The organism is Streptomyces sp. NPDC085931 (genome assembly GCF_044540565.1).
In the GTDB taxonomy this organism is placed as follows: Bacteria; Actinomycetota; Actinomycetes; order Streptomycetales; family Streptomycetaceae; genus Streptomyces.
In genome coordinates, this window is sequence record NZ_JBITSK010000009.1 from 69057 (window position 1) to 91657 (window position 22601).

Genomic DNA, 22601 nt, shown 5'->3' on the forward strand with positions numbered 1-22601 from the left:
GAGGACCCACCCATGGCCGACGCCCCCGCCGGCAAAGTGACCTTCGTCGGTGCCGGCCCCGGCGCCGCCGACCTGCTGACGTTCCGCGCCGCGCGCGCCATCGCCGAGGCCGACGTCGTGATCTGGGCGGCCAGCCTGGTCCAGGCCGAGGTCCTCGACCACGCGCGCGAGGGCGCGGAGATCCTCGACTCGGCGGCCATGTCCCTGGAGGACGTCGTCGCCGTGTACGAACGGGCCCGCCGGGAGGGCTTGAGGGTGGCCCGCATCCACTCCGGCGACCCCGCCCTGTGGGGCGGCACGCAGGAGCAGCTGGACCGGTGCGCCGAGATCGGCATCGCGACCGAGATCGTGCCCGGTGTCTCCTCCTTCTCGGCCGTGGCGGCGCTGGCGCAGCGCGAGCTGACCATCCCGGAGGTCGCGCAGTCCGTGGTGCTGACCCGGCTCGGCGGTGGCAAGACGCCCATGCCGCCCGGCGAGGAGGTCCGCGAGTTCGCCAAGCACGGCACCACCATGGCGGTCTTCCTGTCCGCCGCCCGCAGCGGGCAGCTGGTACGGGAGCTGCTGGAGGGCGGGTATCCGACGACGACCCCGGTCGTGGTGGCCTACCAGGCGACCTGGCCGGAGGAGCTGGTCGTGAAGTGCACGATCGGCACGCTGGAGGAGACGGTCAAGGAGCACAAGCTCTGGAAGCACACGCTGTTCCTGGTCGGCCCGGCGCTCGACGCGCACGGCACCCGTTCGCACCTGTACCACCCGGGGCACTTCCACGGGTACCGCAAGGCCGACCCCGAGGCTCGCCGGGCGCTGCGCGAGCGGGGGGCGAGCACGTGATCACGGTGATCGGCACGGGGACCGGGGCGGCGCCTGCCGGCGACGTCCTCGCCGGTGCCTCACTGGTCGTGGGCGGGCGGCGGCACCTGGACGCCGCCCGGCTGCCGGACGGCGCCGAGCGGGTCGTGCTCGGACCGCTCGCCCCGGCCCTCGACACCGTCGCGGAGTACCTCGCGAAGGACCGGCCGGTGGTGGTGCTGGCCTCCGGGGATCCCGGGTTCTTCGGGATCGTCCGGGTGCTGGCCGAGCGGTTCGGGCCGGAGCGGCTGGACGTGCGGCCCGGGGTGTCGTCGGTCGCCGCCGCGTTCGCGCGGACCGGGCTGCCGTGGGACGACGCCGTGGTGGTGAGCGCCCACGGGCGTGGGCTGCGTACGGCCGTCAACGTGTGCCGGGCGCGGGCCAAGACGGCCGTGCTGACCGGGCCGGGTGCCGGTCCGGCCGAGCTGGGCGCGGCCCTGGCGGGCTGGGACCGGGTGCTGGTCGTCGCCTCCGGGCTCGGCTCGGCGGACGAGCGCGTGGAGCGGGTGACGCCCGCCGAGGCCGCCGCCCGGGACTGGGGCACGGCGGTGAACGTGGTGCTGTGCCTGGAGCCGGCGCGGGCGCTCGGGCCCGTGCGCACGGTCGCGGGACCCGGGGAGCAGCCGGCCGGCTGGGCCCTGGACGAGGCGGAGTTCGCCCACCGCGACTCGATGATCACCAAGTTCGAGGTGCGGGCGCTGGCCCTGGCCCGGCTGGGTCCCCGGCTGGGTGACCTGGTGTGGGACGTGGGCGCGGGCTCCGGCTCGGTGGCCGTGGAGTGCGCCCGGCTCGGAGCGGCGGCCGTGGCCGTGGAGAAGGCGCCCGACGGGGTGGAGCGCGTCCGCGCCAACGCCGCCGCGCACGGGGTGGACGTACGCGTGGTGCACGGCGCGGCGCCGGAGGCCCTGGAGGAGCTGGCCGACGACCCGGACGCCGTGTTCGTCGGGGGCGGCGGGCGGGAACTGCCCGCGATCGTCGCCGCGTGCGCCCGGCGGGCCCGGCGCACGGTGGTCGTCGCGATGGCCGCGCTCGACCGGGTGCCGGCCGCGCGCGAGGCCCTGACGGGCGCCGGGTTCTCCTGCGACGGGGTGCTGTCGCAGTCGTCCCGGCTCGCGCCGCTGCCGGGCGATGTGACCCGGCTGGCGGCGACGAATCCGGTTTTCCTGTTGTGGGGTGTGCGTGAGCCCCTGGATCGTGAGGGAGTTGCCCAGTGATCGGCCTCATTTCCGCCACCGCGGCGGGGGCGGCGGCACGCGACCGGCTGGCCGCGGCGTGGCCGGACCGCACCCGCGTGTACGACGGGCCCGTGGGGGACGCCGTCCGGCGGGCGTTCGCCGAGTGCGAGCAGCTCGTGTGCTTCCTGGCGACCGGCGCGGTCGTGCGGATCGTCGGCCCGCTGCTGGCCGACAAGGCGAGCGACCCGGGCGTGGTCTGTGTGGACGAGGCCGGGCGGTTCGCCGTGTCGCTGGCCGGCGGGCACGGCGGCGGCGCGAACGAACTGGCCCGCGCGGTGGGTGAGGTGCTGGGCGCGGAGCCCGTGGTGACCACCGCGACGGACGCCGTCGGCCTGCCCGGCCTGGACACGCTCGGCCTGCCCGTGGAGGGCGATGTCGCCGGTGTCTCGCGGGCCCTGCTCGACGGTGAGCCGGTGGCGCTGCGGGCCGAGGTGCCCTGGCCGCTGCCGCCGCTGCCGGTGGCGGCGCAGGGGGCGTACACGATCCGGCTGACGGACCGGCTCGTCGAAGCGGCCGAGCGGGAAGTGCTGCTGCGGCCCCCGTCCCTCGTGGTCGGCGTGGGCGCCTCCTCGGGCGTGCCCGCCGAGGAGGTGCTGGAGCTGGTCGAGTCGGCGCTGCGGGAGGCGGGGCTGTCCGCCCGCAGCCTCGCCGAGATCGCCACCGTCGACGCCAAGGCCGAGGAGCCGGGGATCGTCGAGGCCGCGCGGCGGCTCGGGGTGCCGCTGGTGACGCACCCGGCCGGGGAGCTGTCCGGCGTCGAGGTGCCCAACCCGTCCGACGCGCCCCTCGCGGCCGTCGGCACGCCCTCCGTCGCGGAGGCGGCGGCGCTGCTGCGCGGTGGCGAACTGCTCGTGCCGAAGCGGAAGTCGCGGCGCGCCGACGGCACCCCGGCGATGGCGACGTGTGCCGTCGTACGGCGGCCCGGGCGCGGGCGGCTCGCGGTGGTCGGGCTCGGGCCGGGCGCCCGGGACCTGCTGACGCCGCGTGCGAAGGCCGAACTGCGGCGCGCCGCCGTGCTCGTCGGGCTCGACCAGTACGTCGACCAGATCCGGGACCTGCTGCGGCCCGGCACGCGGGTGCTGGAGTCGGGTCTGGGCGCCGAGGAGGAGCGGGCTCGCACCGCCGTCGAGGAGGCCCGCAAGGGGCAGGCCGTCGCGCTGATCGGCAGCGGCGACGCGGGCGTGTACGCCATGGCCTCGCCCGCCCTCGCCGAGGCCAGCGACGACATCGACGTGGTCGGCGTGCCCGGGGTGACGGCGGCCCTGGCGGCGGCCGCGATCCTGGGGGCGCCGCTCGGCCACGACCACGTGTCGATCAGCCTGTCCGACCTGCACACGCCCTGGGAGGTCATCGAGCGCCGGGTGCGGGCGGCGGCCGAGGCGGACCTCGTCGTCACCTTCTACAACCCGCGTTCGCGCGGCCGCGACTGGCAGCTGCCGAAGGCCCTGGCGATCCTCGCCGAGCACCGGGCACCGGCCACGCCGGTCGGTGTGGTCCGCAACGCCTCGCGGCCGGACGAGTCCAGCCGGCTCACCACGCTGGGCGCGCTCGACCCGGCGACGGTCGACATGATGACGGTCGTGACCGTGGGCAACACGGCGACCCGGGACGTCGCGGGGCGCATGGTGACGCCGCGCGGCTACCGCTGGCAGAGCGGGCGGGAGGGCGCCGAGTGAACCGCGTCGTGCATCCCATCGAGGTGGAGTCCTACCGCCGGCTGCGCGCCCGGCTGGACACCTCGCACTTCCCGCCGCTGACCCGGGCGGTCGTGGAGCGGGTCATCCACTCCGCCGCCGACCTCGACTACGCCACCGACCTCGTGATGGCCGAGGCCGACCTGGAGAAGGCGCACGCCGCGCTGCACGCCGGGGCGCCCGTCGTCGTGGACGTGGAGATGGTCGGGGCCGGCATCACCCGCCGCGAGACCGTCTGCCGGCTGCGGGACGCCGAGGCCGGACCCGGGCTGACCCGGTCCGCGCACGCGATCCGGCTCGCCTACGAGCAGGTCGGCCCGGGCGCCCTGTGGGTGATCGGCAACGCCCCCACCGCGCTGGAGGAACTGCTGACCCTGGACGCCGACCCGGCGCTCGTCATCGGCCTGCCCGTCGGGTTCGTCGGCGCCGTCGAATCGAAGGCCGCGCTGCGCGAGAGCGGCCTGCCCGCCGTGAGCAACGTGTCCGAGAAGGGCGGCTCGGCGGTCGCCGCCGCCGCGCTCAACGCCCTGCTGTACCACCCCACTTCCGTCGAGGAGACACTGTGACCACCCCGCCCGCCCTACTCATCGCCGGCCACGGCACCCGGGACGACGCCGGAGCCGAGGCGTTCCGCGACTTCGTACGGGAGCTGGGGGCCCGCCACCCCGAGCTGCCCGTCGCGGGCGGCTTCATCGAACTGTCCCCGCCGCCGCTCGGCGAGGCCGTGACCGCACTCGTCGAGCAGGGCGTGCGGCGCTTCGCCGCGGTGCCGCTGATGCTGGTGTCGGCCGGTCACGCCAAGGGCGACATCCCGGCCGCGCTGGCCCGCGAGAAGGAGCGCCACCCCGGCATCTCGTACACGTACGGGCGTCCCCTCGGCCCGCACCCGGCGCTGCTGAGCGTGCTGGAGCGGCGGCTGGAGGAGGCCCTGGGGGGCGGTGCCGGGCGCACGCCCGGGGACCGGTCCGACGTGACGGTGCTGCTGGTGGGGCGCGGCTCGACGGACCCGGACGCCAACGCCGAGGTCCACAAGGCGGCGCGGCTGCTGTGGGAGGGGCGCGGTTACGCGGGCGTGGAGACGGCGTTCGTGTCGCTGGCGGCGCCGGACGTGCCGAGCGGGCTCGACCGGTGCGTGCGGCTGGGCGCGCGGCGGATCGTGGTCCTGCCCTACTTCCTGTTCACGGGCATCCTGCCGGACCGGGTGCGGCAGCAGACGGAGGGCTGGGCGGCCGCCCACCCGGAGGTGGAGGTGCGCTCGGCCGACGTCATCGGTCCCGAGCCGGAGCTGCTGGACCTGGTGTGGGAGCGGTACGAGGAGGCCGTCAAGGGCGACCTGCGGATGAACTGCGACTCGTGCGTCTACCGCATCGCGCTGCCGGGCTTCGAGGACAAGGTGGGGATGCCGCAGCAGCCGCACTTCCACCCGGACGACGACGACCACCACCACGGTCATGGCCACGGGCACGGCCATCACCACGGCACGCACTCGCATGCGCACTGACAGCGGGCACGATCTGCGCCACCACGGGGACGCTGAGATCCGGGACGGCGGCGGCTCGCTGGTCGACCTGGCGGTGAACGTCCGCGCGGACACACCGCCGGGGTGGCTGCGGGAGCACATCGCCGGGTCGCTGGACGGGCTCGCGGCCTACCCGGACGGCCGGGCGGCGCGCGCGGCGGTGGCGGCGCGGCACGGTGTGCCGGTGGAGCGGGTGCTGCTGACGGCGGGCGCGGCGGAGGCGTTCGTGCTGCTGGCCCGGGCGCTGAAGGTGCGGCGGCCGGTCGTGGTGCATCCGCAGTTCACGGAGCCGGAGGCGGCGCTGCGGGACGCGGGGCACACGGTCGGGCGGGTGCTGCTGCGGGAGGCGGCCGGTTTCCGGCTCGACCCGGCGGCCGTCCCCGAGGACGCGGACCTGGTGGTGATCGGCAACCCCACGAACCCGACGTCGGTGCTGCACCCGGCGGACGCCGTCGCCTCGCTCGCCCGGCCCGGGCGGGTGCTGGTGGTGGACGAGGCGTTCATGGACGCCGTGCCCGGTGAGCCGGAGTCCCTGGCCGGGCGGGTGGACGTGCCCGGTCTCGTGGTGCTGCGCAGCCTGACCAAGACCTGGGGACTGGCCGGGCTGCGCATCGGGTACGTGCTGGCGGCGCCGGAGACCGTGGCGGACCTGGCGCGGGCCCAGCCGTTGTGGCCGGTGTCGGCACCGGCGCTGGCGGCGGCCGAGGCGTGTGTGGGGCCGCGGGCGGTGGCCGAGGCCGCGCACGCGGCCCACCGCGTCGCGGCGGACCGCGCGTACCTGCTGGCGGGCCTGGCCCGGTTCGCCGCGGACGGGCTGCGGGTGGTCGAGCCCGCGCAGGGCCCGTTCCTGCTGATCCGCCTGCCCCGGGCGGCGGCCGTACGCGCCCGCTTGCGCGACCTCGGCTACGCCGTGCGCCGCGGGGACACGTTCCCGGGCCTGAACGAGGAGTGGCTGCGCCTGGCGGTCCGCGACCGCCCCACCGTCGACGGTTTCCTGACGGCACTGGAACGGGCGCTGCGGCGGTGACGCCCCGGGCCGGGGCGTCAGCCGCGGCGCCTGGCCAGGAACACCGCTCCCCCGCCCCCGGCCAGCAGGGCCACCGCGCCGCCCACGAGGTAGGGCGTCGCCGGACTGCCGCCCGTCTCGGCCAGGTTCGCCTCCGCGGGGGCGCCCTGGGGTTCGATACCGGCGGGTGGGGCGGAGGGGGCCGGCGCGGGGCTGGGGGTCTTGCAGGTCGCCTCGGCCAGGGTGAGCGTGCCGTCGACCTCGGCGACGTTCAGCTTCAGCGGGTCGACGGAGACCTTGAGTTCGAGGGCGGTGGCGGCGGCCGAGCGGGCCGTCGTCCGGGTGTTCGACAGTTCCAGCCGCACGTCTCCGACGCCCGGCACCGTGACGTCGGTCGGGCCGCCGGCGGTCAGGTTCACGCGCTTGCCGAGCACGGTGACCGAGCCGGGCAGGTCCGTTGCGGCGACCGGCTTCTCGCCCACCTCGCAGGTGGCCGTGGAGGTGACCTGCTCGATCTCGATCAGCGACAGCAGCGGCAGGCCGGGGACGTGCAGCCGGGCGTGGGCCAGGGTGGTCTTCCCCTCGGCCTTCGTGGCGGTCGTGGTGGCGCTCGCCCGGGCCACCTCCGCGCGCAGCACGCTGAAGGGCCGGCCGCCGTCCACCGCGTCCAGGTGGGCCGTCAGCGTGGTCTTCGCGGCGCTGTCCGGGGCCTCGACCTCGTTGAGGGAGACGGCCAGCGGGACCTGGACCGACTTGTTCAGCAGGGAGACGTCGAGGCCGGTGCGCAGGACGGCGGCGCTCGCGCGCCCGTGGTCGCCGGTGGCGTGCGCCGGGCTCGCGCCGGCCAATGCCGCGGGCCCCGCGGCGAGGGACGTCGCCGTGGCGAGGGCCGCCAGCCGGCGTGCGGGCATACGGAAGGAAGTGCTGTTCACGGTGGGGACTCCCAGAAGAGACAGGCTCGGGACCCGGACAGAATCACCCCGCCGCACGCCCCCCGTCAGCGATCCGACCCGGCTTCACCCCAACGTGGTGAGATCGCCGCTCTATTCGAATCCCCCGGCACAGGCGTTCCCCGGCGTCACCCTCACGCCCCGCCCACCACACGCCCGTTGAGCACCACGCGGCGCGGCGCCGCCAGTACGCGCACGTCCGCGCGCGGGTCCTCGTCGTAGACGACGAGGTCGGCCGGGGCGCCCTCGTCCAGGCCGGGCCGGCCGAGCCAGGCGCGTGCCTTCCAGGTGCCGGCCGCCAGGGCCTCGACGGGCGGGATGCCCGCGGTGACCAGTTCGCCGACCTCGGCCGCTGCCAGGCCGTGGGCGAGTCCGCCGCCGGCGTCGGTGCCGACGAAGACGGGGATCCCGGCGTCGTAGGCGTTGCGGACCGTGTCGTAGCGGCGGGCGTGGAGCCGGCGCATATGGGCGGACCAGCGCGGGAACTTGGCCTCGCCGCCGTCGGCGAGCTGCGGGAAGGTCGCGATGTTGACGAGGGTGGGCACGATGGCGACGCCCCGCTCGGCGAACAGCGGGACGAGGTCCTCGGTCAGGCCCGTCGCGTGTTCGACGCAGTCGATGCCCGCCTCGACGAGGTCGCGCAGGGAACTCTCCGCGAAGCAGTGCGCGGTGACGCGGGCGCCGAGGCGGTGCGCCTCGGCGATCGCGGCCTCCACCGCGCCGCGGGGCCAGCAGGCGGACAGGTCGCCGAGGTCGCGGTCGATCCAGTCGCCGACCAGCTTGACCCAGCCGTCGCCGCGCCGGGCCTCCTGGGCGACGTAGGCGACCAGGTCGTCCGGTTCGATCTCCCAGGCGTAGTTGCGGATGTAGCGGCGGGTGCGGGCGATGTGCCGTCCCGCGCGGATGATCTTCGGCAGGTCCTCGCGGTCGTCGACCCAGCGGGTGTCGGAGGGCGAGCCGGCGTCGCGGATGAGCAGGGTGCCCGCGTCCCGGTCGGTCAGCGCCTGCTGCTCGGCGACGTCCCGCGGGACCGCGCCGTGCCGGTCGAGCCCGACGTGGCAGTGGGCGTCGACGAGGCCGGGCAGGGCCCAGCCCTCGACCGTGCGGACGTCGCGGGCGCCGGCCGGACGGTCGTAGGAGACACGGCCGCCGACGACCCACAGTTCGTCCCGGACGTCCTCGGGCCCGACGAGCACCCGTCCCTTCACGTGCAGCACCGCGTGATCGCTCATGCACCGCACCTTAGTGAGCCGCGTGCGGCACCTCGAGGGGGGGCGCGGCACCCGCCGGTTACCCTCGTTGCCGTCGAACCTGTGAGTGAAGAGAGCATTGCTGTGACGCATCCGTTTCTGGACCTGGCCCCGCTCGGCGCGGACCGCTTCGCCGCGATCGAGGACCGTGTGGCGCGGCTGCTGAGCACCGAGCAGGACGTCGTGATCATGCAGGGCGAGGCGCTGCTGCCGCTGGAGGGCGCGATCCGCGCCACGGCCGGTCCGGGGACGACGGCGCTGAACGTCATCACGGGCCCCTACGGGCAGACCTTCGGCGACTGGCTGCGGGACTGCGGCGCGACGGTGATCGACCTGGCGGTGCCCTTCCACACGGCGGTGACGGCCGAGCAGATCCGGGAGTCCTTCGCCGCGCACCCGGAGATCGACTTCGTGTCCCTGGTGCACGCGGAGGCCGCCACCGGCAACACCAACCCGGTGGCGGAGATCGGTGAGGTGGTGCGGGCGCACGGGGCGCTGTTCTACCTGGACGCGGTGGCGTCGATCGGGGCCGAGCCGGTGCTGCCGGACGCGTGGGGCGTGGACCTGTGCGTGATCGGCGCGCAGAAGGCGATGGGCGGTCCGGCCGGGGTGTCGGCGGTGTCGGTGAGCGAGCGGGCCTGGGCCCGGATGGCGGCCAACCCGCGGGCGCCGCGGCGGTCGTACCTGTCGCTGCTGGACTGGAAGGAGCGATGGATCGACGGCGGCCGCAAGGCGCTGCTGCACGCTCCGGCGCAGCTGGAGATGCTGGCGCTGGAGGCGTGCGTGGAGCGGATCGAGGCGGTGGGCCTGGACGCGGTGATGGCGCGGCACGCGTCGGCCGCGGCGGCCACCCGCGCCGGGGCGCTCGCGCTCGGTGGCGGTCTGCGGCCGTACGTGCACGAGGCCCGGGACGCGGCCCCGGTGGCCACGACCCTGCGCGTCCCGGCCGGCGTGGTGGCCTCGGAGCTGGTGGGGCGGGCGCTGGCGGCGGACCCGGCGCTGCCGATCGCCGCCGGCGGGGGTGCGCTGGCCAGGGAGATGATCCGGGTCAACCACTACGGTGCCGACGCGACGCCCGGGGCGGTCCGGGCCGGTCTGACGGCGCTCGGGGCGGCGCTGGCCGAGCAGGGCGCGACGGTGGACCTGGCGGGGGCGCTGCGGGCCGTCGAGGACGCGTGGCGGTCCCCGGCCCGCCGGTGAACGGCGACTGAATTCCAGGTGCTTTTCGAGTTTCCCTGTATGTAAGCCGGAACACAATCGAGATTTCTTCCGCGAATAGCTACCGGTACTCTTCTGCCCGCTTTCCCAAAGCCTAAACGCGCAGATTTCGAGGACCTTTCGCGAGGCAATTCTGACGGAACCGCTGGGGGTGACACGGCTGTGACACGTTACACATCGCGCCCTCTTTGTCCGGTAATACCCGGGCGTTCTCGGGCGTATCACCCCCAGCCGCTTCCTGGTCTCGCGCTCGCGCGATAACACAAGGCGGGTTCGTTCGTAACCCCGACCGGCGATGCATTTCTGAAAATCGCTGGGTAAGTTCGATTTGCATGACCGCCGTTCAAGCAGCTGTGCAAATCGACCGACCCACCGTGGCCGACGGGGCCGCACTGTGGCGGATGGCCAAGGACTCGAAGGTTCTCGACCTGAACTCGTCCTACAGCTATCTGCTGTGGTGCCGCGACTTCGCCGCCACGTCGGCCGTCGCGCGTGACGAGCGCGGCGAGCCGATGGGCTTCGTCACCGGGTACGTGCGACCGGACAGCCCGCACACCCTGCTGGTGTGGCAGGTGGCCGTGGACGAGGCGCACCGGGGGCGCGGTCTGGCCGCGGCACTGCTCGACGGCCTGGTCGCGCGGACCGTCGCCGAGCGCGCGGTGACGACGGTGGAGACGACCATCACTCCGGGCAACACCGCCTCGGAGCGCCTGTTCACGTCCTTCGCCGAGCGGCACGGCGCGCCGCTGGAGCGCGAGGTGCTGTTCGATGCGGGCCTCTTCCCCGACGGGCCGCACGACCCGGAGGTCCTGTACCGCATCGGACCGCTGTCCCGCTGAGACGTCCCCTCCCCAGACTTCCGCAGACTTCGCAGACTTCCCCCACGCACCGAGGAGCGATTCGTCGTGACCATCACCCAGCCCGACCTGAGCGTCTTCGAGACCCTGGAGTCCGAGGTGCGCAGCTACTGCCGCGGCTGGCCCACCGTCTTCGACCGTGCGGTGGGCAGCCGCATGTACGACGAGGACGGCCACGAGTACCTCGACTTCTTCGCCGGAGCCGGGTCGCTGAACTACGGGCACAACAACCCGGTCCTCAAACGCGCGCTGATCGACTACCTGGAGCGGGACGGCGTCACGCACGGGCTCGACATGTCGACCACGGCCAAGCGCCGCTTCCTGGAGACCTTCCAGAACCTGCTGCTGCGCCCGCGCGACCTGCCCTACAAGGTCATGTTCCCGGGCCCGACCGGCACCAACGCCGTGGAGTCCGCGCTGAAGCTGGCGCGGAAGGTGAAGGGGCGCGAGGCGATCGTGTCGTTCACCAACGCCTTCCACGGCATGTCGCTGGGCTCGCTGGCCGTCACCGGCAACGCCTTCAAGCGCGCCGGCGCGGGCATCCCGCTGGTGCACGGCACGCCCATGCCGTTCGACAACTACTTCGACGGCCAGGTCCCGGACTTCCTGTGGTTCGAGCGGCTCCTGGAGGACCAGGGCTCGGGCCTGAACAAGCCGGCCGCCGTGATCGTGGAGACCGTGCAGGGCGAGGGCGGCATCAACGTGGCCCGGCCCGAGTGGCTGCGCGCGCTGGCCGACCTGTGCGAGCGGCAGGACATGCTGCTCATCGTCGACGACATCCAGATGGGCTGCGGCCGCACCGGCGCGTTCTTCTCCTTCGAGGAGGCGGGCATCACGCCGGACATCGTCACCGTCTCCAAGTCCATCAGCGGCTACGGCCTGCCCATGTCGCTGTGCCTGTTCAAGCCGGAGCTGGACGTCTGGGAGCCCGGCGAGCACAACGGCACCTTCCGCGGCAACAACCCCGCCTTCGTCACGGCGACGGCGGCCCTGGAGACGTACTGGGCCGACGGCTCCGCGATGGAGAAGCAGACCCGCACGCGCGGCGAGCAGGTCGAGCAGGCGCTGATCTCCATCACCGAGGAGAACCTGGCCGACGTGAAGGAGTACCGGGGCCGCGGCCTGGTGTGGGGCATGGAGTTCCACGACAAGGCCCGGGCCGGCAAGGTCGCCAAGCGCGCCTTCGAACTCGGCCTGCTCATCGAGACGTCCGGCCCGGAGAGCGAGGTCGTGAAGCTGCTTCCCGCCCTCACCATCACGCCCGAGGAACTGGACGAGGGCCTCAGCACACTGGCCCGTGCCGTCCGTGAGACCGCCTGACACCGCACCGAGCGCACCACCCATCGAGGAGGCATCGCAGCACCGTGATTGTCCGTTCGTTCAAGGAGATCGAAGGCACCGACCGGCACGTGAAGGCGGCGTCCGGCACGTGGGAGAGCAAACGCATCGTCCTCGCCAAGGAGAAGGTCGGCTTCTCCCTGCACGAGACGATCCTGTACGCGGGTACGGAGACGTCGATGTGGTACGCGAACCACATCGAGGCCGTCGTCTGCGTGGAGGGCGAGGCCGAGCTGACCGACCACGAGACCGGGCGGAAGCACACCATCACCCCCGGCACGATGTACCTCCTGGACGGTCACGAGAGGCACACGCTGAAGGTCAAGGAGGACTTCCGCTGCCTGTGCGTGTTCAACCCGCCCGTGACCGGACGGGAGGACCACGACGAGAACGGCGTCTACCCGCTGCTCACCGAGGAGGTGTGACGTTTCCATGACCGCCACCACCGTTACGACCACCACCACCGGTGTCCCCGACCTCTACCCCACGCGCGGTACCGCCGAGGTCCTCACCCCGCGCCAGGACCCGGTCGTCTGGGGCGCGCCCGACGCGCCCGGGCCGATCGTGCCCGCCGACCTGCTGTCCTTCGAACGCGACGGCTTCCTCGCCATCGACCAGCTCATCACGGACGACGAGGTCGCCGTCTACCGCGACGAGCTGAACCGGCTGGTGAACGACCCGGACATCCGTGCCGACGAGCGGTCGATCGTCGAGCCCAGGTCCCAGGAGATCCGCTCGGTCTTCGAGGTGCACCGGATCAGCGAGGTGTTCGCCCGGCTGGTCAGCGACGAGCGGGTCGTCGGCCGGGCGCGGCAGATCCTCGGCTCGGACGTCTACGTCCACCAGTCGCGGATCAACGTCAAGCCGGGGTTCGGCGCCAGCGGCTTCTACTGGCACTCGGACTTCGAGACGTGGCACGCCGAGGACGGGCTGCCGCGGATGCGCACGGTGTCGGTCTCGATCGCGCTGACCGAGAACCACGACACCAACGGCGGCCTGATGATCATGCCGGGGTCGCACAAGACGTTCCTGGGCTGTGCCGGGGAGACGCCGAAGGACAACTACAAGAAGTCGCTGCAGATGCAGGACGCGGGCACGCCCTCGAACGAGGCGCTGACCCGGTTCGCCACCGAGCACGGCATCAAGCTGTTCACGGGCAGGGCCGGTTCGGCCACGTGGTTCGACTGCAACTGCATGCACGGCTCCGGCGACAACATCACGCCGTTCCCGCGCAGCAACGTGTTCATCGTGTTCAACAGCGTGGAGAACACGGCGGTGGAACCGTTCGCGGCACCGGTGCGGCGGCCCGAGTTCATCGGCGCGCGGGACTTCACGCCGGTGCGGTGACCGCGGGTCCGGTGCGGTGACCGCGGACCCGGTGCGGTGACCGCGGGACGGTGCACCGGCCGGGCGACCGAGCTGCCGGGTGGGGCCTCCTCGTGTGGGACGGGAGGCCCCACCCGGTTTTCATGCCCTCATGCCCTGAGGGCGTCCAGGAGCCGGTCCACGTCCGCCGCCGTGTTGTAGAGGTGGAACGCGGCCCGCAGGTTCCCCGCCCGGTCGGACACCTGGATGCCCGCGCGGCTCAGCTCCTCCTGCCGGTGGCCGAGCCCGGGCACGGACACGATCGCCGATCCCGGCGCGGGCACCGGTTCGTGGCCCAGCTCGGCGAGCCCGGCCCGGAAGCGGTCCGCGAGCGCGACGTCGTGGGCGTGCACCGCGTCGACGCCGATCTCCTCCAGCAGTTCCAGGGAGGCGCGCAGCCCTGCGTGGCTGAACAGGGACGGGCTGATGTCGAACCGCCGCGCGGAGTGGGCGTGTTCCTCCACCGGGCCGTAGCAGCTCTCCCAGGGGACCTCGCCGGCGACCCAGCCGGCCAGCAGCGGCTCGAGCCCGCCGAAGTCCCGCGGGGCGACGAAGAACGCGGCGCCGTGCGGCCCCAGGAGCCACTTGAAACCGACCGCGGCGACGAAGTCGTCGGCGTCGCCGTCCATGGGCAGCCAGCCGGCGGACTGGGAGGCGTCGACGTAGGTGCGCGCCCCGTGCGTCCGGGCCGCGTCGCGCACCGCCGGCAGGTCCGCGAGCCGGCCGTCGGCGGACTGGGCGCTGCTGACCGCGACCAGCGCGGTGCCGGGCCGGACGGACTCGGCGAGCCGCTCCAGGGGCACGGCCCGCACCTTGAGGTCGCCGCGCTCGTGGAAGGGGTTCACCAGGGACGCGAAGTCGGCCTCGGCGGTGAGGACTTCGGCCCCGGCGGGCAGCGAGGCGGCGATCAGCGCGCCGTACTCGGCGACCGAGGCCCCGGTCGCGACCCGCTCGACGGGCACGCCGGCGAGCCGGGCGAAGCAGGCGCGGGCGGCCTCCACGTCCTCGTACAGGGGCCCCAGGGGCGCGCCCTCGGCCCGCATCCGCACCGCCCGCTGCACGGCTGTGACGGTGCGGGCGGGCAGGAGCCCGTTGCTCGCGGTGTTGAGGTAGGTGTGCTTCGGGGCGAACTCGGCGCGGACGAGGTTCTCGAAGGTCTCCATGGGACCACTGTGCGGCCCCTCGATCTCCCCGTCCATTGCCGGTTTCTGCGTGATATCGCCAAGAAGCGCTTATGGATAAGCCCTGAGCTGGGCGTTTCAGCGCTGGGGCACCGCGCAGCCGTCGGGGCCGCAGGCCTCGGCACCGGCCGTGCCGCCGTCGTCGACGATCCGCAGGGGCGCGCGCTCGCCGTAGGCCTGGGTCAGCGCCCGGGTGAACACCTCCACCGGCTGGGCGCCGGAGACGCCGTACTTGCGGTCGAGCACGAAGAACGGCACCCCGGTGGCGCCGAGCTGCGCGGCCTCCCGCTCGTCGGCACGGACCTCGTCGGCGTAGGCGCGCGGGTCGGCGAGCACCGCCCGTACGGTGTCCTCCGCCAGCCCGGCGGCGACGGCGAGCTCCACCAGCCGCTCGTCGTCGTCGAAGACGGAGCGCTCCTCGGCGAAGTTGGCCCGGTACAGCAGGTCGAGCAACCGCTCCTGGCGGCCGTGCTCCTTGGCGAGGTGGAGCAGGCGGTGCATGTCGAAGGTGCTGCCGTGGTCGCGGCCGCGGGTGCGGTAGTCGAGCCCCTCGGCGGCGGCCTGGGCGCCGAGGTTGTCCTCGCCGGCCTCGGCCTGCGCGGGGCTCATCCCGTACTTCCTGGTGAGCATGTCGATCACGGGCTGGACGTCGTCCTTGGCGCGCCCCGGGTCCAGCTCGAAGGAGCGGTGCACCACCTCGACCTCGGCGCGGTGCGGGAAGTCCCGCAGCGCCTTGTCGAAGCGGGCCTTGCCCACGTAGCACCAGGGGCAGGCGATGTCGCTCCAGATCTCGACGCGCATGACTTCGGCTCTCTCCAGCTCTCGGGGTGCGGAGGCTCCCTCCGCCGCTTGTGTGAACGTTCAAGCAGGCGGTTTCATTCCGCGGACAGGGCGAGCCGCATCCGCAGGTGGTGGTCCCCCGGCCGCGCCGGTTCGGGGTCCCAGCCCTGGCGCCGGTAGAAGTCCTGGGCCCGCCGGTTGTCCGCGTGCACCTCGAGCACGGCCGTCCGCCTGCCGTCGGCCCGCCACTCCTCGACGCACGCGGCGTGCAGGGCACCACCGACGCCGCGGCGCCACCGGCCGGGGTCGACGTGGAACTGGTACAGCTTCACCACGTCCCGCGGGGCGTCCTCGGGGGTGCGGAAGGACGCCAGGCCGACGATCCGCCCCGCCTCCACCACGCACAGCACCCGGCCGTCGGGCCGGGTGAGGGCGTTTCGCCAGGCGGCGAGCCAGTCGGTGCCGTCCTGCGGCACCCCGTCCGGGTAGTACGTGGCGCGGGCCCGGGCGTGCAGCGCGACGACCTGCTCCACCTCGGCGGGCAGCACGCTGCGGATCACCCGGCCGGGGGTCGTCCTGTCTCCGATCATGGAACGGAGGACGTGGCCGCCACGGGGAACGGTTCCCGGTCCGCCCTCAGCTGCCGTCGCGCAGGTCGTCCGGCCACCGGTGACGGAACGCGATGTGGTCGAAGGTCACCACGCAGCCCGCCCCCATCGGGGACTGCGTCATGAAGCCGACCAGGGCCGCGCCCGTCTCCTTCTCGTCGCCGAGCGTGAAGAGGCGGACGAAGGTCCAGCGCTCGCCGTCGCGGGAGGCGTGGAAGGCGAAGGCACGGCCGGTGCGGCTCACCCGGAGCCAGACGGAACTGCCGTCCACCGTGAAGGCGTTGGCGTCGTCCGAGTGGCCGCGGGTGACGACCGTGCAGACGGTGGGCACGTCCGGGGAGTACTCCAGGCAGAGCTTGGCCCAGGCCCGCTCGCCCACGTGGACGTAGAGCACCCCCGCGTCGAAGGCCGCCGCGAACCCGACCGTGACCCTGGCGATCAGCTGGAAGTCCCCTTCGGGCGCCCCCAGCAGCCGGGGCGCGTCGGACGCGGGGTCCAGCGCTTCCCCGGTGGGCGGCACGAACCGGTCCTGCCGCGCCCCGGCCCAGCCGGTGAGCACACCGTCCTCATGGCTCCAGTGGGCCTCGGGCCCGTAGGAGCGCAGCGGGAACGGCAGTTCGGGAAGTTCGAGATCCATTCGGCCCACTCTTCCAGACGCGCCCCGCGGGGGCACGGGGAACCGCGCGAACGGCCACGGCGCACCGTCAGCCCGCGATCCCCCGCTCACCTGCGGCGCTCAGCGCTCCAGACGCCCGTTGAACCGCCGCGGCAGCCCCAGCGGGTTCTCGTCCCGCAGCTCCTGCGGCAGCAGCGCCTCCGGGGCGTTCTGGTACACGACCGGCCGCAGCCACCGCTCGATCGCCGTCCCGCCCACCGACGTGGACGTCGATGTCGTCGCCGGGTACGGCCCGCCGTGGTGCTGCGCCGGGGCGACGGCCACCCCCGTCGGCCAGCCGTTGACCAGCACGCGCCCGGCCAGCGGCGTCAGTTCCTGCAGCAGCTCGGCGCCGCGGCCCTGGCCGGCGGCCTCCTCCTCGGACAGCTGCACCGTGGCGGTCAGGTTGCCCGGCAGCCGCGACAGCACGGCCTTGACCTCGTCCTCGTCCTCGTAGCGGGCCACCACGGTGACCGGCCCGAAGCACTCCTCCAGGAGCAGGTCGTGCTCGCCCTCCCGGGCCAGCCGGCTCGCGGGGACGGTGAGGAAGCCGGCGCTGACGGTGTGCTCGCCGCCCGCGCCGGGCGTGACCGGCGACTCGACGTCGGGCAGCCCGGCGCGCTCGGCGACACCGGCGACGAAGTTGTCCCGCATGCGGTGGTCGAGCAGGACCCCGGCGTCGGTGTCGCTGACGGCGTCGGTCAGCGACTTGAGCAGGGCGTCACCGGCGGCGCCGGACGGCGCGAGGACCAGGCCCGGCTTCACACAGAACTGGCCGACGCCCAGGGTCATCGAACCGGCCAGGCCCGAGCCGATGGCCTCGGCGCGCTCGGCGGCGGCGGCCTCGGTGACGACGACCGGGTTCAGCGAGCCCAGCTCGCCGTGGAAGGGGATCGGCACGGGGCGGGCGGCCGCCGCGTCGAACAGGGCCCGGCCGCCGCGCACGGACCCGGTGAAGCCGGCCGCCGCGACCAGCGGGTGCTTGATCAGCTCGACGCCGGCCTCGAAGCCGTGGACCAGGCCCACGACTCCCGCGGGGATGTCGTGCCGGGCGGCGGCGCGGCGCAGCACCTTGGCGACGTACTCGGACAGGCCCGGGTGGTCCGGGTGGGCCTTGACCACGACGGGGCAGCCGGCCGCCAGGGCGCTCGCGGTGTCGCCGCCGGCGACGGAGAAGGCGAAGGGGAAGTTCGAGGCCGAGTACACGGCGACGACGCCGAGGGGCACCTTGTAGCGGCGCAGGTCCGGGATCGGCGGGGTGGCGGTGTCGTCGGGGTGGTTGATGACGACGTCGAGGAAGGCGCCCTCGTCGACGATGTCGGCGAAGGCCCGCAGCTGGTAGCAGGTGCGGGCGAGTTCGCCGGTCAGCCGGACCGGGCCGAGCGCGGTCTCGGCGTCGGCGGTCTCGACGAGGCCGTCCTTGGCCGCCTCCAGTTCCTCGGCGGCGCTGCGCAGGAAGGCCGCGCGGACGGTACGGTCCGCGAGCGAGCCGCGCGCCTCGTGGGCGGCTCGGACGGCGGCGTCCACCTCCTGGGCTGTGGCCTCCACCGCAACCTGCTCGCGCTGCTTCCCGGTTCGGGGGTCGACACTCCAGACTGGTGCTGCTGCCACCGCGGGTCCCTCCACACATGTAATGCCGCAGTACTGGGTCATCCACCAGGGGCGTTCGATATACTGAACGCTGTCTCTGATGATGAATACGCTTCGGAGACTATTTCCCGTCGAACGAAGGGGTCAAGGGCGATGTCGGCTGGCGAGACGGGCGGCGGGGCGCAGGTCAAGTCCGCGGTACGCACGGTGGAACTGCTCGAATACTTCGCGGGGCGTCCCGGCATGCACTCGCTCGCGGCGGTCCAGGAGGCCGTCGGGTACCCCAAGTCCAGCCTCTACATGCTGCTGCGCACCCTCGTCGAACTGGGCTGGGTGGAGACGGACGCCACGGGCACCCGCTACGGCATCGGCGTGCGGGCCCTGCTGGTGGGCACGTCGTACATCGACGGCGACGAGGTCGTCGCCGCGGCCCGGCCGACCCTGGACCGGCTGTCGGACGACACCACCGAGACCATCCACCTCGCCCGCCTGGACGGCACCAACGTCGTCTACCTCGCCACCCGCCAGTCGCAGCACTACCTGCGCCCCTTCACCCGGGTCGGCCGCCGGCTGCCCGCGCACTCCACCTCCCTCGGCAAGGCGCTGCTGAGCACGTACTCCGACGAGCAGGTCCGCAAGATGCTCCCGGAGACACTGCCCGCGCTGACCGAGCACACGATCACCGACCGGGAGAAGCTCATCGAGGAGCTGCACCAGGTGCGCGAGCAGGGCTTCGCCGTGGACCGCGAGGAGAACACGCTGGGGCTGCGCTGCTTCGGCGTGGCGATCCCCTACCGCACCCCGGCGCGGGACGCGATCAGCTGCTCGGTCCCGGTGGCCCGGCTGACGCCGGCGCACGAGCAGCTGGTGAAGGACGCCCTGTTCGACGCCCGGGACCGGCTGACCCTGGCCACCCGTAGGCTCTGAGGCATGGATGTCGAGCTGCGCGCGGTGCACGACAGCGATCTGCCGGTCTTCTTCCGGCAGCTGAACGACCCCGAGGCGCTCCACATGGCGGCCTTCACCCCGGCGGACCCCTCCGACCGGGACGCCTTCGACGCCCACTGGGCGCGGATCCGTTCCTCCGCGGACGTGGTGCGCACGGTGCTGGCCGACGGTGACGTGGTCGGCAGCGCGGCGGTGTACGGGGTGCCGGGCGAGCGCGAGGTGACGTACTGGATCGACCGCGCGTACTGGGGCAAGGGCGTGGCCACGGCGGCCCTGCGGGCGCTGCTGACGGAGGTGCCCGAGCGTCCGCTGTACGCCCGGGCGGCCTCGGACAACGCGGGGTCGCTGCGGGTGCTGGAGAAGTGCGGGTTCCGCGCGGTGGCCTCGGCCGGCGGCTTCGCGCAGGCGCGGGGCGCCGAGATCGAGGAGACGGTGCTGATCCTGGAGGGCTGAGAACGCCGGCCCCGGAGGGCTGCGGCCCACGGGAGCGGCCGGGCCGAGGGCCTCCTCCCCCGTGCGGCGGAGACGGATCGTCGGCGCGCAGGAGGTGGCCCGGGGCTCCGCCCCGGGAGGCTGGGCGCATGACGCAGCCGATCGCTCCCCGCGCCGTTGTCGCTCCGAGCCGCCCCCGGCGGGTGCTCCGTGCCGTCGCCGTCCTCTCCTGTCTGCCGTACCTCGGCCTCAAGGCCGCCTGGATCGCCGGGAGCCGGCTGGGCATCCCCGCGGGCAGCGCGCTGCTGGACGACCGCCTCGGCATGGCCGTGATCAACGCCCTCTCCGTGCTGCTGGACAGCGCGGTGATCGTGCTGGCCCTGGTGCTGACCCGGCCCTGGGGGCTCAGGGTGCCCGCCTGGCTGCTCGCGTTCCCGGTCTGGGTCGCCACCGGGCTGCTCGCGCCGATCATGGCGGGCTTCCCGGCCCAACTGGCCGTGCGGGCGGTCGGCGGCGCCGGAGCGGGTCCGGCGCAGCGGGAACCCTTCCTGGAGGAGTGGGTGTTCACCGTCGTGTACGCGGGGTTCATCCTCCAGGGCCTCGCCCTGGGCGGGCTGTTCGCGCTCCACGCACGGGACCGCTGGGGCCGGCTGTGGCGCGGGCGGGTGGGGCGACTGCCTGTCGGCGGTCCCGGCCCGGCCCCTCGCGCGCTCGCCGTGGCCGCCGCCGTCGCCGCGCTGCCGCCCCTCGCCCTGCACCTGCTGTGGGCCTGCGGCGGCACCACCGGACTCGGCGCCGGGCGGGCCGCCGAGCGCACCGCTGACTTCCGTGTCCTGGAGGCCGTCTTCGTGTGCTTCCTGCTGGCGGCGGTCGCCGGCGCGCTGTCGCTGGCCTTCCGGCGCGGCCGGACGCTGCCCGTGGCCGTGCCGCTGGGCCTCGCCTGGGTCGGTTCCGCGGCCGTGGCCTGCTGGGGCGGTTGGCTCTCGCTCGCCTCTCTCGCAGGTGCGCAGGACATCGCGGACCGGCCCACGCCGCTGATGAGCCTCGCCTACGCTGGGCAGATGCTCTCCGGCTTCCTCGTCGCGGCCCTGGGCGCCTCCTTCCTCGCGGAGCGCGCGGCCGGTTCCGCGCGGCGGGCCGCGTGAAGGGTGCCGCCCGGTTCCTGTTCGGCCGGCGGGCGCGGCTGCGCTGGGTGCATCTGATCCTCGGCGGCGCGCTCGCGATGCCGTACGTCCTGCTCGGCGAGGCGGTCATCGGCCCGGTCACCGGCTCGCGGAACGTCTTCGGGTCCTTCCCGCTCCAGCTCGCCTCGTTCGGCGTGGGACTGCCGATCGCCGCGGTCACGTCCCTGTTCCCGCTGACCCGGCCGCTGGAGGCCGCCGCCGTGCGCTGGCTGTGCGGGGTCGACGCGGAGCGGCTCGCCTTCCGGCCGGCCCGTACGCGCGGTGAGAAGGCACGCACGGCGGCCTGGTTCACGCTGCACCTCGGCGTCGGCGGGATCGTCGCGGGAATGTCGCTGGCCCTGCCGCCGTTCGCGGCCGTGCTGATCGCGCTGCCGGTCTTCGCGGGACTGCGCGGTACCCGGCTCGGGCTGCCCGAAGTCCTCGACCACACCTGGGCTTTGGCCCTCGCCCCGCTGGTGGGCCTGGTCTCGCTCGTGGCCCTGGCGGGCTGTGCGGCCGGCTGCGGGGCCCTGCTGGCCCACTGGGCGCCGAGGCTGCTCGGGCCCACGCCGCAGGACCGGCTGGCCGCCGCCGAGGCACGCGCCGCCGACCTCGCCGTGCGCAACCGGCTGGCGCGGGAGTTGCACGACTCCGTCGGGCACGCGCTGAGCGCGGTCACGCTGCAGGCGGGCGCGGCCCGCCGGGTCCTCGACTCCGACCCGGAGTTCGTGCGCGAGGCCCTCGCCGCGATCGAGGACACGACCCGGCGCACGGTGGGCGAACTCGACGCCGTGCTGGGCGTGTTGCGTGAGGGCGACGGTCCGGGCACGGCCCCGGCGCCCACCCTCGCCGCCGACCTGGAGGGCCTGCTGGCCCGGACCCGGGCGGGCGGGCAGCGCGTGTCCGCCACGGTCGCCGCCGATCCGGGGGCGCTGCCCCCGCTGGTGTCCCGTGAGGCCTACCGCATCGTGCAGGAGGGGCTGAGCAACGCGCTCCGGCACGCCGGTGCGGGGGTCGCCGTGGACGTGCGCATCGAGGTGGCGGACGGCGAGCTGGCGATCAGCGTGGAGAACCCGGTGACCGGGCCGGTGTCGTCCCGTCCCGGCGGCGGCCACGGCCTGCGGGGCATCGCGGACCGGGCCAGACTGCTGGGCGGCACGATGACGGCGGGAACCACCGGTGCCGCGGCACCCGCCGGAACCGCTGGAACCACGGGATCCGCCGGGGAGAGCTTCCGTCTGCACGTACGCCTGCCGCTGAAGGGACCCGCATGACCCGCCCGAGCCCGATCCGCGTCGTCCTGGCCGACGACGAGCGCATGGTCCGCACCGCGCTGCGCGCCATCCTCTCCGCCGAGCCCGACCTGGAGGTGGCGGGCGAGGCGGCCACCGGCGCCGAGGCCGTCTCGGTCGTCCGGGACCTGCGCCCGGACGTCGTCCTCATGGACGTCCGGATGCCCGGGATCGACGGCATCCGCGCCACCGAGCAGATCCTGGCCACCCTGACCGAGCCGCCCAGAGTCGTCGTCGTCACCACGTTCGAGAACGACTCCTACGTCTACGACGCGCTGCGCGCCGGGGCCGCCGGGTTCCTGCTGAAGCGAGCCGACGCCGACGCGCTCGTGCAGGCGGTCCGGCTGGTCGCGCGCAGCGACAGCCTGCTGTTCCCGGCGGCCGTGCGCACCCTGGCCACCGCGCACGCCCGCGCGCACCCGGCCCCGCCCGCGTGGGTGGCGAAGCTCACGGCGCGCGAGGGGGAGGTGCTGCGGCACATGGCGCGGGGCCTGACCAACGCGGAGATCGCGCGCCGGCTGGAGGTGGGCCCGGCCACGGTGAAGTCGCACGTCGCGGCGGTGCTGGCCAAGACGGGCACCCGGGACCGTACGCAGGCGGTCATCGCGGCGTACGAGGCGGGCTTTCTGAACGGCGGATGAGAAAACGGGGCGGTCCGCCGATAATCTGGA

At 74.2% G+C, this 22601-nt stretch carries 23 protein-coding genes; 16 read left to right on the forward strand and 7 right to left on the reverse strand.

Annotated features, from left to right (window positions below):
* Positions 1–12: 12 nt before the first annotated feature.
* From cobM to cobC, 6 genes are read left to right on the forward strand one after another with little or no spacing between them, the layout of a single operon-like run.
* Positions 13–831 (forward strand): precorrin-4 C(11)-methyltransferase, encoded by an 819-nt coding sequence (gene cobM, locus ACIGAN_RS20535; RefSeq protein ID WP_399859302.1) that lies wholly within the window; start codon positions 13–15, stop codon positions 829–831.
* On the forward strand, positions 828–2063 hold the full coding sequence (cbiE, locus tag ACIGAN_RS20540) for a precorrin-6y C5,15-methyltransferase (decarboxylating) subunit CbiE (RefSeq protein WP_365739810.1): 1236 nt from the start codon (positions 828–830) through the stop codon (positions 2061–2063). The genes cobM and cbiE overlap by 4 nt, the downstream gene beginning before the upstream one ends.
* Entirely contained in the window at positions 2060–3760 is a 1701-nt protein-coding gene (gene cobJ, locus ACIGAN_RS20545) for a precorrin-3B C(17)-methyltransferase (RefSeq protein ID WP_399859305.1), read from the forward strand. The genes cbiE and cobJ overlap by 4 nt, the downstream gene beginning before the upstream one ends.
* On the forward strand, positions 3757–4344 hold the full coding sequence (locus ACIGAN_RS20550) for a precorrin-8X methylmutase (protein ID WP_365739812.1): 588 nt from the start codon (positions 3757–3759) through the stop codon (positions 4342–4344). Before cobJ ends, ACIGAN_RS20550 begins: the two co-directional genes overlap by 4 nt.
* A complete protein-coding gene (locus tag ACIGAN_RS20555; protein WP_399859307.1) occupies positions 4341–5279 on the forward strand; it encodes a sirohydrochlorin chelatase in 939 nt (312 codons plus the stop codon). Before ACIGAN_RS20550 ends, ACIGAN_RS20555 begins: the two co-directional genes overlap by 4 nt.
* Positions 5269–6324 (forward strand): Rv2231c family pyridoxal phosphate-dependent protein CobC, encoded by a 1056-nt coding sequence (gene cobC / locus ACIGAN_RS20560; protein ID WP_399859310.1) that lies wholly within the window; start codon positions 5269–5271, stop codon positions 6322–6324. Before ACIGAN_RS20555 ends, cobC begins: the two co-directional genes overlap by 11 nt.
* 17 nt (positions 6325–6341) lie before the next feature.
* On the opposite strand, the gene ACIGAN_RS20565 is transcribed toward cobC, so the two are convergent.
* On the reverse strand, positions 6342–7235 hold the full coding sequence (locus tag ACIGAN_RS20565) for an SCO1860 family LAETG-anchored protein (RefSeq protein ID WP_399859313.1): 894 nt from the start codon (positions 7233–7235) through the stop codon (positions 6342–6344).
* 152 nt (positions 7236–7387) lie between these two features.
* Positions 7388–8485, reverse strand: a complete 1098-nt coding sequence (locus ACIGAN_RS20570; RefSeq protein WP_365739815.1) for an amidohydrolase family protein — start codon at positions 8483–8485, stop codon at positions 7388–7390.
* Positions 8486–8587: 102 nt separating this feature from the next.
* On the opposite strand from ACIGAN_RS20570, the gene ACIGAN_RS20575 reads away from it, so the two are divergent.
* The 5 genes from ACIGAN_RS20575 to thpD all read left to right on the forward strand — a co-directional run bounded on the left by ACIGAN_RS20575 (position 8588) and on the right by thpD (position 13263).
* A complete protein-coding gene (locus tag ACIGAN_RS20575) occupies positions 8588–9703 on the forward strand; it encodes a pyridoxal-phosphate-dependent aminotransferase family protein (protein ID WP_365739816.1) in 1116 nt (371 codons plus the stop codon).
* Positions 9704–10053: 350 nt separating this feature from the next.
* Positions 10054–10560, forward strand: coding sequence for a diaminobutyrate acetyltransferase (gene ectA, locus ACIGAN_RS20580; protein ID WP_399859316.1), 507 nt, complete (start codon positions 10054–10056; stop codon positions 10558–10560).
* A gap of 66 nt (positions 10561–10626) precedes the next feature.
* Complete coding sequence (gene ectB, locus ACIGAN_RS20585; protein ID WP_311683797.1) at positions 10627–11898, forward strand: diaminobutyrate--2-oxoglutarate transaminase; 1272 nt, start codon at positions 10627–10629, stop codon at positions 11896–11898.
* A gap of 44 nt (positions 11899–11942) precedes the next feature.
* Positions 11943–12341, forward strand: a complete 399-nt coding sequence (locus ACIGAN_RS20590) for an ectoine synthase (RefSeq protein ID WP_333936250.1) — start codon at positions 11943–11945, stop codon at positions 12339–12341.
* A 7-nt stretch (positions 12342–12348) separates the two neighbouring features.
* Positions 12349–13263 (forward strand): ectoine hydroxylase, encoded by a 915-nt coding sequence (thpD, locus tag ACIGAN_RS20595; RefSeq protein WP_365739818.1) that lies wholly within the window; start codon positions 12349–12351, stop codon positions 13261–13263.
* A 128-nt stretch (positions 13264–13391) separates the two neighbouring features.
* Here the strand turns inward: thpD and ACIGAN_RS20600 are convergent, their stop codons facing one another.
* The 5 genes from ACIGAN_RS20600 to ACIGAN_RS20620 all read right to left on the reverse strand — a co-directional run bounded on the left by ACIGAN_RS20600 (position 13392) and on the right by ACIGAN_RS20620 (position 18116).
* On the reverse strand, positions 13392–14444 hold the full coding sequence (locus ACIGAN_RS20600; protein WP_399859320.1) for an aminotransferase class V-fold PLP-dependent enzyme: 1053 nt from the start codon (positions 14442–14444) through the stop codon (positions 13392–13394).
* Between the two features lie 96 nt (positions 14445–14540).
* Positions 14541–15263 (reverse strand): DsbA family oxidoreductase, encoded by a 723-nt coding sequence (locus ACIGAN_RS20605; RefSeq protein ID WP_399859322.1) that lies wholly within the window; start codon positions 15261–15263, stop codon positions 14541–14543.
* 74 nt (positions 15264–15337) lie between these two features.
* Positions 15338–15832, reverse strand: a complete 495-nt coding sequence (locus ACIGAN_RS20610; protein WP_399859323.1) for a GNAT family N-acetyltransferase — start codon at positions 15830–15832, stop codon at positions 15338–15340.
* A 46-nt stretch (positions 15833–15878) separates the two neighbouring features.
* On the reverse strand, positions 15879–16487 hold the full coding sequence (locus ACIGAN_RS20615; protein WP_365089170.1) for a DUF1349 domain-containing protein: 609 nt from the start codon (positions 16485–16487) through the stop codon (positions 15879–15881).
* 99 nt (positions 16488–16586) lie between these two features.
* Positions 16587–18116 (reverse strand): aldehyde dehydrogenase (NADP(+)), encoded by a 1530-nt coding sequence (locus ACIGAN_RS20620; RefSeq protein ID WP_399859326.1) that lies wholly within the window; start codon positions 18114–18116, stop codon positions 16587–16589.
* Positions 18117–18248: 132 nt separating this feature from the next.
* Here ACIGAN_RS20620 and ACIGAN_RS20625 point away from each other — a divergent pair, with 132 nt between their 5' ends.
* The 5 genes from ACIGAN_RS20625 to ACIGAN_RS20645 all read left to right on the forward strand — a co-directional run bounded on the left by ACIGAN_RS20625 (position 18249) and on the right by ACIGAN_RS20645 (position 22571).
* Complete coding sequence (locus tag ACIGAN_RS20625; RefSeq protein WP_234849529.1) at positions 18249–19022, forward strand: IclR family transcriptional regulator; 774 nt, start codon at positions 18249–18251, stop codon at positions 19020–19022.
* Positions 19023–19025: 3 nt separating this feature from the next.
* Positions 19026–19496 carry a GNAT family N-acetyltransferase gene (locus ACIGAN_RS20630; RefSeq protein ID WP_399859330.1) on the forward strand — a complete coding sequence of 157 codons (471 nt, stop codon included), beginning with the start codon at positions 19026–19028 and terminating at the stop codon, positions 19494–19496.
* A 128-nt stretch (positions 19497–19624) separates the two neighbouring features.
* Positions 19625–20620, forward strand: coding sequence for a hypothetical protein (locus tag ACIGAN_RS20635; protein ID WP_399859333.1), 996 nt, complete (start codon positions 19625–19627; stop codon positions 20618–20620).
* Positions 20617–21912: a sensor histidine kinase gene (locus ACIGAN_RS20640; protein WP_399859335.1), complete on the forward strand. Its 1296-nt coding sequence runs from the start codon at positions 20617–20619 to the stop codon at positions 21910–21912. Before ACIGAN_RS20635 ends, ACIGAN_RS20640 begins: the two co-directional genes overlap by 4 nt.
* Positions 21909–22571, forward strand: coding sequence for a response regulator (locus ACIGAN_RS20645; RefSeq protein WP_399859338.1), 663 nt, complete (start codon positions 21909–21911; stop codon positions 22569–22571). The genes ACIGAN_RS20640 and ACIGAN_RS20645 overlap by 4 nt, the downstream gene beginning before the upstream one ends.
* The last annotated feature ends 30 nt before the right edge of the window (positions 22572–22601 follow it).

What these genes read in the sequence shown, in the direction of transcription:
- ACIGAN_RS20600 (WP_399859320.1), bottom strand. Translation starts at nt 14,444, where the DNA reads ATGGAGACCTTCGAGAACCTCGTCCGCGCCGAGTTCGCCCCGAAGCAC.
- ACIGAN_RS20625 (WP_234849529.1), top strand. Translation starts at nt 18,249, where the DNA reads ATGTCGGCTGGCGAGACGGGCGGCGGGGCGCAGGTCAAGTCCGCGGTA.
- ACIGAN_RS20605 (WP_399859322.1), bottom strand. Translation starts at nt 15,263, where the DNA reads ATGCGCGTCGAGATCTGGAGCGACATCGCCTGCCCCTGGTGCTACGTG.
- ACIGAN_RS20615 (WP_365089170.1), bottom strand. Translation starts at nt 16,487, where the DNA reads ATGGATCTCGAACTTCCCGAACTGCCGTTCCCGCTGCGCTCCTACGGG.
- thpD (WP_365739818.1), top strand. Translation starts at nt 12,349, where the DNA reads ATGACCGCCACCACCGTTACGACCACCACCACCGGTGTCCCCGACCTC.
- ectA (WP_399859316.1), top strand. Translation starts at nt 10,054, where the DNA reads ATGACCGCCGTTCAAGCAGCTGTGCAAATCGACCGACCCACCGTGGCC.
- cobC (WP_399859310.1), top strand. Translation starts at nt 5,269, where the DNA reads ATGCGCACTGACAGCGGGCACGATCTGCGCCACCACGGGGACGCTGAG.
- ACIGAN_RS20630 (WP_399859330.1), top strand. Translation starts at nt 19,026, where the DNA reads ATGGATGTCGAGCTGCGCGCGGTGCACGACAGCGATCTGCCGGTCTTC.
- ACIGAN_RS20645 (WP_399859338.1), top strand. Translation starts at nt 21,909, where the DNA reads ATGACCCGCCCGAGCCCGATCCGCGTCGTCCTGGCCGACGACGAGCGC.
- ACIGAN_RS20570 (WP_365739815.1), bottom strand. Translation starts at nt 8,485, where the DNA reads ATGAGCGATCACGCGGTGCTGCACGTGAAGGGACGGGTGCTCGTCGGG.
- cobM (WP_399859302.1), top strand. Translation starts at nt 13, where the DNA reads ATGGCCGACGCCCCCGCCGGCAAAGTGACCTTCGTCGGTGCCGGCCCC.
- ACIGAN_RS20610 (WP_399859323.1), bottom strand. Translation starts at nt 15,832, where the DNA reads ATGATCGGAGACAGGACGACCCCCGGCCGGGTGATCCGCAGCGTGCTG.
- ACIGAN_RS20635 (WP_399859333.1), top strand. Translation starts at nt 19,625, where the DNA reads ATGACGCAGCCGATCGCTCCCCGCGCCGTTGTCGCTCCGAGCCGCCCC.